This window comes from Streptomyces sp. NPDC014733, assembly GCF_043083385.1.
Classification (GTDB): Bacteria; Actinomycetota; Actinomycetes; order Streptomycetales; family Streptomycetaceae; genus Streptomyces.
On sequence record NZ_JBIBYO010000015.1, the window covers coordinates 132,904 to 141,540 of the forward strand.

Annotated in this window: 10 protein-coding genes; 6 read left to right on the forward strand and 4 right to left on the reverse strand. The window is 72.2% G+C overall.

Translation table 11 applies throughout. The annotated features are described in order from the left end of the window. Positions 1 to 109 precede the first annotated feature (109 nt). Positions 110 to 1,099 (forward strand): GTP 3',8-cyclase MoaA, encoded by a 990-nt coding sequence (moaA, locus tag ACF1BH_RS27120; protein WP_391646546.1) that lies wholly within the window; start codon positions 110 to 112, stop codon positions 1,097 to 1,099. A 32-nt stretch (positions 1,100 to 1,131) separates the two neighbouring features. Here the strand turns inward: moaA and ACF1BH_RS27125 are convergent, their stop codons facing one another. After that, complete coding sequence (locus ACF1BH_RS27125) at positions 1,132 to 1,377, reverse strand: hypothetical protein (protein WP_391646548.1); 246 nt, start codon at positions 1,375 to 1,377, stop codon at positions 1,132 to 1,134. Between the two features lie 278 nt (positions 1,378 to 1,655). Continuing rightward, positions 1,656 to 2,033: a DUF3099 domain-containing protein gene (locus ACF1BH_RS27130; protein ID WP_391646550.1), complete on the reverse strand. Its 378-nt coding sequence runs from the start codon at positions 2,031 to 2,033 to the stop codon at positions 1,656 to 1,658. 268 nt (positions 2,034 to 2,301) lie between these two features. Here ACF1BH_RS27130 and ACF1BH_RS27135 point away from each other — a divergent pair, with 268 nt between their 5' ends. Next, positions 2,302 to 2,580, forward strand: coding sequence for a GlsB/YeaQ/YmgE family stress response membrane protein (locus ACF1BH_RS27135; protein WP_391646552.1), 279 nt, complete (start codon positions 2,302 to 2,304; stop codon positions 2,578 to 2,580). Between the two features lie 102 nt (positions 2,581 to 2,682). Here ACF1BH_RS27135 and tyrS read toward each other — a convergent pair whose 3' ends face one another. Continuing rightward, positions 2,683 to 4,080, reverse strand: a complete 1,398-nt coding sequence (tyrS, locus tag ACF1BH_RS27140; protein ID WP_391646554.1) for a tyrosine--tRNA ligase — start codon at positions 4,078 to 4,080, stop codon at positions 2,683 to 2,685. A gap of 392 nt (positions 4,081 to 4,472) precedes the next feature. Between tyrS and fabG the strand changes: the two genes are divergently transcribed. Both fabG and fabI read left to right on the forward strand, forming a co-directional pair. Further along, positions 4,473 to 5,177, forward strand: a complete 705-nt coding sequence (fabG, locus tag ACF1BH_RS27145) for a 3-oxoacyl-[acyl-carrier-protein] reductase (RefSeq protein WP_391646556.1) — start codon at positions 4,473 to 4,475, stop codon at positions 5,175 to 5,177. A 5-nt stretch (positions 5,178 to 5,182) separates the two neighbouring features. Beyond that, positions 5,183 to 5,953: an enoyl-ACP reductase FabI gene (gene fabI / locus ACF1BH_RS27150; RefSeq protein WP_391646558.1), complete on the forward strand. Its 771-nt coding sequence runs from the start codon at positions 5,183 to 5,185 to the stop codon at positions 5,951 to 5,953. Between the two features lie 111 nt (positions 5,954 to 6,064). Here fabI and ACF1BH_RS27155 read toward each other — a convergent pair whose 3' ends face one another. Then, positions 6,065 to 6,775 carry a FadR/GntR family transcriptional regulator gene (locus ACF1BH_RS27155; protein ID WP_391646560.1) on the reverse strand — a complete coding sequence of 237 codons (711 nt, stop codon included), beginning with the start codon at positions 6,773 to 6,775 and terminating at the stop codon, positions 6,065 to 6,067. Between the two features lie 131 nt (positions 6,776 to 6,906). On the opposite strand from ACF1BH_RS27155, the gene ACF1BH_RS27160 reads away from it, so the two are divergent. After that, positions 6,907 to 8,202, forward strand: coding sequence for a CynX/NimT family MFS transporter (locus ACF1BH_RS27160; RefSeq protein ID WP_391646562.1), 1,296 nt, complete (start codon positions 6,907 to 6,909; stop codon positions 8,200 to 8,202). A 16-nt stretch (positions 8,203 to 8,218) separates the two neighbouring features. Continuing rightward, entirely contained in the window at positions 8,219 to 8,335 is a 117-nt protein-coding gene (locus ACF1BH_RS27165) for an SGM_5486 family transporter-associated protein (RefSeq protein WP_391646564.1), read from the forward strand. Positions 8,336 to 8,637: the final 302 nt, after the last annotated feature.

Consider the following 8,637-nt stretch of genomic DNA (forward strand, 5'->3'; position numbering starts at 1 on the left):
CGCCGCCGCCCCCGTCTCGTGCCTCTCACGGCTGCTCGCTGTCACCCCCATCGCGTAGGCTCGACGGAGCGATGCACACCACAGGGACTGCACCCGGGGAGGGGGCTTCGTGCTCATCGACACTTTCGGACGTGTCGCCACCGACCTGCGCGTTTCCGTGACGGACCGCTGCAATCTGCGGTGCACGTACTGCATGCCCGAAGAGGGCCTGCAATGGCTCGCCAAGCCCGATCTGCTCACCGACGACGAGATCGTCCGCCTGATCACCCTCGCCGTCGACCGGCTCGGCATCGACGAGGTCCGCTTCACCGGCGGGGAGCCGCTGCTACGCCCCGGGCTGACCGGCATCATCGACCGCGTCGCCCGGCTCGGCAACCGCCCCCGGATGTCCCTGACGACCAACGGCATCGGCCTGGAGCGCACCGCCGAGGCCCTCCGCGAGGCCGGGCTCGACCGCGTCAACGTCTCCCTGGACACCCTCCGCCCGGACGTCTTCCAGGCGATGACCCGCCGCAAGCGCCACGCCGACGTGCTGCGCGGTCTGGCCGCCGCCCACGCCGCCGGGCTCACCCCCGTCAAGATCAACGCCGTGCTGATGCCCGGCCGCAACGACGACGAGGCCCCCGACCTCCTGGCCTGGGCCGTCGAGCACGACTACGAACTGCGCTTCATCGAGCAGATGCCGCTCGACGCCCAGCACGGCTGGCAGCGCGACGGCATGATCACGGCCGAGTCCATCCTCGCCTCGCTGCGCACCCGCTTCACCCTGACCCCCGAGGGCGAGGAGCGGCGCGGCGCCGCCCCCGCCGAACGCTGGATCGTCGACGGCGGTCCGCACCGCGTCGGCGTCATCGCCTCGGTCACCCGCCCGTTCTGCCACGCCTGCGACCGCACCCGGCTGACCGCCGACGGCCAGATACGGACCTGCCTGTTCGCCACCGAGGAGACCGATCTGCGCGCCGCCCTGCGCTCGGGCGCCTCGGACGACGAGCTCGCCCGGATCTGGGAGCGCGCGATGCGGGGCAAGAAGGCCGGTTCGGGGCTGGACGATCCGTCGTTCCTCCAGCCGGACCGCCCCATGTCGGCGATCGGCGGCTGACCCCGCGGCCGCCCGCCGGGCCACGCGCGGCCTCAGCCGTCGCGGTGCGCGGACTCCCAATCCTCCAGCGTCACCACGTCCTTGAGGAATCCGCGGACGCCGAGGAACTGCGACAGATGCTCCCGGTGCTCCTCGCAGGCGAGCCAGGTCTTACGGCGCTCGGGCGTGTGCAGCTTCGGGTTGTTCCAGGCCAGCACCCACACGGCGGGCGCACGGCAGCCCTTCGCGGAGCAGATGACGGCGCTGTCGCCGGAGTCCGGCACGTTCGGGGAGTTCACGTTCTTCACCCTACGTTCCGAGGGCGGCGGCAGAAGAAGCGCACCGGGCGGGGCGGGCGGCGGGCGTCAACTCCCGTGCCACGGCGGCGAAGACAGGACGACGCCGGGCAGCCACGGGGGGAGCCGCCCGGCGTCGGTCCATCGCTCCGACGGGGGATGCGGAGCGCGTACGCAGTATGTCACGCGCCGGTCGCCGGGGTGGGGGGAACGAATGATTGATCTGAGGTTTTCTTGAGCTTGCCCGCGCCGCGAGAAACCCGCTTGTGGATCTTCGCAGGTCAGTCGGTGGAGGAGCGCCGTCCGGCGGTGTCCGGCGACGGTGCTTCGTCCCGCGGATCGGCCGCCGCACCACCGCCGCCACCGGCTGCGAGCGCCGGACGCGTCGGCGCGGCGACGAACGTCGACGGCAGCGAGGTCACGTTCTCCCGCCCCGCGTTGGCGATGACCACCGCGACGTACGGCAGCGCGAAACCCAGGATCAGGGTGGCGACGGCGATCGGCCGCTCGACGTTCCACAGCACGACGGTGAGGACCACGGCCAGCGTCCGTACGGACATCGAGATCACATAGCGCCGCTGCCGCCCGCGCACATCCTCCGACAGTCCCCGGCGGGCGCCCGTGATCCGGAAGGTCTCACCGCTGCTCTGCTTCCGCATCCGCTCCACCATCTGTTCTGGTCGTGTCCGAGGGTCCCGCTCCACGCCGCGGGGCGGGCGGGGACGGCGCGCACGCGACCGGAGTCCCGCCGGATTCTCCCCGATTCCGGACACTGATACGGTACGCCGCCCCCGTGCCGCCGACGAGACCGGGGCCGCCACCGGAGTCCGGCCGCGCCGTACCTCCCCCGGCTCCGCGTGCGGCCGGGCGGGGGAGGCGTGACACTGGCGGGGCACGGTCCGCTCCCGCGCCGAACCAGGAGGCGACATGAATTGGTTGTGGGCCCTCATCGTCGGTCTGATCCTGGGCCTGATCGCCAAGGCCATTCTCCCCGGCAAGCAGCAGATCCCGCTCTGGCTGACGGTGCTCTGCGGCCTGATCGGCAGCGTCCTGGGCAACTGGGCCGCCACCGGCCTCGGCGTCAACGAGACCCGGGGCATCGACTGGATCCGCCACATCCTCCAGCTGATCGGCGCGATCATCATCGTCGCCATCGGTGACCGCATCTGGGTCGCCGTACGCGGCAAGCGCAGCCACCGCACCTGACCGGCCCGCCGACGGCGCGGCCCCGTGATCGCCCGGGCAACGCACGGACGGCCGGTACGCGGGAGGCGTACCGGCCGTCCGGAGCGGCGGGGGCGAGGTCCGTCAGACGCCGTCGACCTTGGCGAGCTTGCGGCCCGCCTTGAGGTACACGCCCTCACCGGTCGGTGCCTCGGCCACCACCTCGGCGAGCGGCCGCACCGCGTCCGCCTCGGTGATCACCACGGTCTGCTGCCCGTCGGCGCCCTCGACGACCAGCTTCAGCGCGTTCTGCTTCGCCAGCCGCCGGGCCGCCGAGGCGCTCGGCGTGAACTCCAGGACCTTCGTCAGCACCGCCGCGACGGTCTCCGCGCCGTGCGCCGCGAGATCGACGGCCGGCAGCGAGCCGACGTCCGTGAACGACTTCTTGGAGAACTGCGCGGTGAAACCGGCCCGCGCGGCCATCGCCGCCTCCAGGCCGTACAGCGCGGTCACGACCTCACCCGCGAGGATCTTCTTCAGGTCCATCGGGTGGAGCGACCGCTCCTCGACCCGCCTGAGGGCGAGGGTGATCTCGTCGTCGGTCCACTCCGTCCATGCCTTGAGGTACGGCTCCATCAGCCGGTCCGGCACCGACATGATCTTGCCGAAGACATCGTCGGCGGGGGCGCTGAGGCCGACGTAGTTCCCCTTCGACTTCGACATCTTGGCGCCGGTGCCGTCCGTGCCCTCGATCAGCGGCATCGTCACGACCAGCTGCGGCTGCTGCCCGCGCAGCTCCATCAGCTTGCGGCCCATCTGGAGGTTGAGCAGCTGGTCCGAGCCGCCCAGCTCGACGTCGCACGCCAGCGCCACCGAGTCCAGGCCCTGCGCGATCGGGTACAGCAGCTCCGTCATCGTCAGACCGGAGCCGGCCGCCAGCCGGTTGCGGAAGTCCTCACGCTGCAGCAGCTGCGACGCCGGGACCTGCGAGAGCAGCGACAGCAGCTCGGGGAAGGTGTAGGGCGCCAGCCACTCGCTGTTCTGCCGGAAGCTGACCTGCTCGAAGTCGAAGAACGGGCGGACCTGTTCGCGGTAGGTGGCGAGGTTGGCCGCGATGTCGTCGTCGGTCAGCGGCGGCCGCTCGGCGGTCCGGCCCGACGGGTCACCGATCTTGGCGGTGAAGTCGCCGATGATCAGCGTGACGGAGTGGCCCAGCCGCTGGAACCGGCTCAGCACGATCAGCGGCACCGCGTGCCCGAGGTGCACATCGGTCGCTGTCGGGTCGATCCCCAGCTTGATGTGGAGACCGCCGCCGGCCGCCCGGCGCTCCTCGATCCGCTCCGCCAGCTTCTCCACACCCGGCAGCACCTCGACGGCGCGCCCGGCGATCAGCGCGGCCTGCTCCTTCGGCGGCAGGTCCGTCAGGTCGAGATAGCGCCGCGCGCCCGTCTCCCGGAGCAACTCCTGGACGGTGGCGTCCGTGGAGAGGTCGGCGGAGAGCAGGGTCGTGGCGCGGGCGACGGATTCGCCGAGGCGTGTCATGGCGTTCCTGATCGGTTGTGGTTCCCGGATGGGAGGACGAGGCGACAGTCTATTCGCTGCCCGTCCCCCGCCCTCGCCTCCCCGGACCGCCCTCCCGTACGGGCCCGGGGCGGGCACCGCCGCTCGCCCCGCGGTGGGGCCCGCCCGGCGGCGCGCCCCAGCGGTCGTCCGCCCGCCGGTTGACGATTGGAGGGATCCACCACACGGCCGTCCACGCCGGTCGCCGGAGGAGCGGAGCGGCGGTCGCCGCAGGCGTCATGGACGGCCGCTTCTGTAGGGATCCGACAGGGACGGCGCACCGCCCCTGTGCGGCCTCGATTCTCCGTACGGGCCCGGTGACCGATAGTTTCGTACCGAACGCAGGACGGATCAGGAAACGAAAGGGTGATCTCGTGAGCCGCTCGGTTCTGGTCACCGGAGGCAACCGCGGCATCGGCCTCGCCATTGCCCGCGCCTTCGCCGAGGCCGGCGACAAGGTCGCCATCACCTACCGATCGGGTGAGCCCCCGGAGGGGTTCTTGGCCGTGAAGTGCGACATCACGGATACCGAGCAGGTGGAGCAGGCATACAAGGAGATCGAGGAGAAGCACGGCACGGTCGAGGTGCTGGTGGCCAACGCCGGCGTCACCCGCGACCAGCTGCTGATGCGGATGTCCGAGGAGGACTTCACCTCCGTCCTCGACACCAACCTCACCGGCGCCTTCCGGGTGGTCAAGCGCGCCAACCGCGGCATGCTGCGGGCCCGTAAGGGACGCGTCGTGCTGATCTCCTCCGTGGTCGGCCTGCTCGGCGGCGCGGGCCAGGCGAACTACGCCGCCTCCAAGGCGGGTCTGGTGGGCTTCGCCCGCTCGCTCGCCCGGGAGCTGGGCAGCCGTAACATCACCGTCAACGTCGTGGCCCCCGGGTTCGTCGACACCGACATGACCCGTGCGCTCACCGACGAGCAGCGGGAGGGCATCGTGAAGCAGGTGCCGCTGGCGCGTTACGCGCAGCCCGAGGAGATCGCCGCCTCGGTTCGCTTCCTGGCCTCCGACGAGGCCGCGTACATCACCGGAGCCGTCATTCCCGTGGACGGCGGATTGGGCATGGGTCACTGATCAGCATGAGTGGAATCCTCGCAGGCAAGCGCATTCTGGTCACCGGCGTGCTGACCGAGTCGTCGATCGCGTTCCAGGCCGCCAAGGTCGCCCAGAACGAGGGCGCCGAGGTCATCCTCACCGGCTTCGGCCGTCTCTCCCTCGTCGAGCGGATCGCCAAGCGGCTCCCCAAGGAGGCGCCGGTCATCGAGCTGGACGTCACCAACCAGGAGCACCTGGACGGTCTCGCCGACAAGATCCGCGAGCACCAGGGCGAGGACGCCCGCCTCGACGGCATCGTCCACTCCATCGCCTTCGGCCCGCAGGGCGCCTTCAACTTCCTGGAGGCGAACTGGGAGGACGTCGGCACCGCCGTCCACGTCTCCGCGTACTCCTACAAGGCGCTGGCCATGGCCTGCCTGCCGCTGATGGAGAAGGGCGGCGCGCTCGTCGGTCTCACCTTCGACGCGCAGATCGCCTGGCCGAAGTACGACTGGATGGGCGTGGCCAAGGCGGCGCTGGAGGGCACCAACCGCTACCTGGCGCGCGACCTCGGCCCCAAGGGCATCCGCTGCAACCTGGTCTCGGCCGGTCCGATCAAGTCGATGGCCGCCAAGTCGATCCCCGGCTTCGAGGAGCTGGCGGACGTGTGGAACCACCGTGCCCCGATCGGCTGGGAGCTGACCGACCCGGAGCCCGCCGGCCGCGGTGTCGTCGGCCTGCTGTCCGACTTCTTCCCCCGCACCACCGGTGAGATCGTGCACGTCGACGGTGGCGTCCACATGATGGGTGCCTGATCGCAGGCGCCCGCACCATCCGGCGCCCGGACGCGCCCTGACCGCGCGTCAGCCGTCCGTCTCCGCTGTGCCTCCTGCCCGTTCCGGTCCGCCGGGACGGGCAGGAGGCGTTCACGGGGCGGACGGACCGGGGGAGCGCTCGGCCGGTGTCCCGCACGCCGCCCGGCAGCCGAACGGCAGGGTGCTCGCCTCGGCGGCGGCCTGCTCGGCGTCGCCCGCCCGGATCGCCTCGACCAGCCGCGCATGGTCCGTCCGGGACTCGGGGCGCAGCTCCGCGCCGACATCGGCGCGCAGGAAGTCGCGCAGCACACCGCCGAGATCGGCGTAGATCTCCGCCAGCACGTCGTTGTGCGAGGCCGCCACCACCGCCATGTGCAGCGTCGCGTCCGCCTCGACGAAGGCGTCCGCCTCCCCCGACTCCCAGGCCCGCTCACGGCGTTGCAGCAGCGCGTCGAGCTGCCGCAGGTCGTGCGCGGTGCGGTGGCGGGCGGCCAGCCGCGCCGCCGACGCCTCCAGCGCACTGCGCACCTCGGCGACGTGTCCCGGGTCGGCGTCGGCGAACCGGCGGTTCATCACCCCGGCCAGTTCGCTGGTGGCCACCACGAATGTGCCGGAACCCTGCCGGATGTCCAGCAGCCCGTTGTGCGCCAGCGCCCGTACGGCCTCCCGCACGGTGTTACGGGCCACCCCGAGCTGCTCGACCAGCTCCGGTTCGGTGGGGATGCGGGCGCCGACGGGCCATTCGCCCGAGGTGATCTGGGCACGCAACTGCGCGATCACCTGATCCGCCAGCGCGGAGCGGCGGGGGGAGGTCAGGGGCATGGCGGTGCTCCGGGGTGCGGGGAGGGACGGCGGCGGGCGGCGCCACCGGGACGGTGCCGGGCGAGGTGCCCGGGGAGGGGTGACCGCCGGCAACTGGACAGGCAATCATCCTATGATTCTATGATGTGGCCATGGCAGACGACGACCTGGCGATGCTCCGCGCCGCCGACCGCCCCACCCCGGACGGCACCCCCATACCGGCCACCGCCCCCACGGCCGACGGCGACCGCCCCGCACCGGCCACCGCACCCCGCTGGCTCAACGGCGTCGTCATCGCCGGACTCGTCCTCGCCGCCCTCAACCTCCGCCCCGCCATCACCAGCCTCGGCACCCTCATGGAAGAGGTCCGCGCCGGACTCGGCATGAGCGGCACCGTCGCCGGACTCCTCACCTCCGTCCCCGCACTCTGCTTCGCCGCCTTCGGCATCGCCGCCCCCCGACTGGCCCGACGCCTCGGCCTGGGCGCCGTCGTCTGCGCCGGTATGGCCGCCATCGCCGTCGGCGTCGCCGTACGCCCCTTCACCGGCAACACCGCCGGTTTCCTCACCGCCAGCGCCCTCGCCCTCGCCGGCATCGCCGTCAGCAACGTCCTCCTGCCCGTCGTCATCAAGAGCTGGTTCCCCGACCGCGTTGGCCCGATGACCGGCATCTACTCCATGGCCATGGCCCTCGGCACCTCCCTCGCCGCCGCCACCGCCGTCCCCCTGGCCGCCGCCGTCGGCGGCTGGCAGCCCGGACTCGCCGTCTGGGCCGCACTCGCCGTCGCCGCGGTACTGCCCTGGGCCCTCGTCCTGCGCCGCCGCGCCGCCCCCGCACCCGGCGCCGCCACCCGCACCGACGACCGGCCGATCCGCATCGCCACCTCCCCGACCGCCTGGTCCCTCGCCGTCTTCTTCGGCCTCCAGGCCACCGCCGCCTACATCACCATGGGCTGGATGCCGCAGATCTTCCGCGACGCCGGGGTCTCCGCCGGCACCGCGGGCCTCCTGCTCGCCGTCACCATGGCCCTCGGCGTGCCCCTCTCCTTCGTCCTGCCGCGCCTCGCCACCCGGATGCGCCACCAAGGACCGCTCGCCGCGGGCCTCGGCCTCTGCGGGCTCGCCGGATACACCGGCCTCTGGCTCGCCCCCGCCTCCGGCGCCTGGCTCTGGGCCTTCCTCATGGGCGTCTCCAACTGCGCCTTCCCGCTGGCCCTCACCATGATCGGTATGCGCGCCACCAGCGCCGCCGGCGTCGTCAAGCTCTCCGCCTTCGCCCAGTGCGTCGGCTACCTCATCTCCATCCCCGGCCCCCTCCTCGTCGGCGCCCTCTACCAGCACAGCGGCGGCTGGGGACTCCCGATCGCACTGATGGCCGGCCTGATGGTGCCGCAGATCGCGGTCGGCGTCCTCGCCGGACGGGACCGCCGCATCGAGGACGAGGCCTGAGTGCGACACTGACCCCATGCCTGTACTCGAACCCCATCCCCAGGGTGGCCAGAAGAAGCTGCTCACCGTCCTCGGCGTGATGCTCGCCGTGACCGTCGTCATCGCCGTCGTGGCCAGCATCGCGGCCAACTGACGGAACGGACGCGGCCTGCGGAGCGAGCCCGAGCTCGTGTTGCGGGGCGCCGGCGCTTCGGCGTGCGGGCCCGGCGCGTACCCCGCCACCCGAACACCGAGCCGAGTGCCGAGGGACGAACCCCACGCGGCTCCGGTACGGCCCCGCCGGGCGTGGACCGGTCGGCGGGCGGCCGTGGGCATGCACCGACCGCCGGTGATCGAGATCCCCTAGGTGTGTTGTTCGGTGAGGTTGGTGACGCGGCTGGCGGGTGTGTGGCCGCTGATTCCGGTGTGGGGTCGGTGGTAGTTGTACCAGTGCAG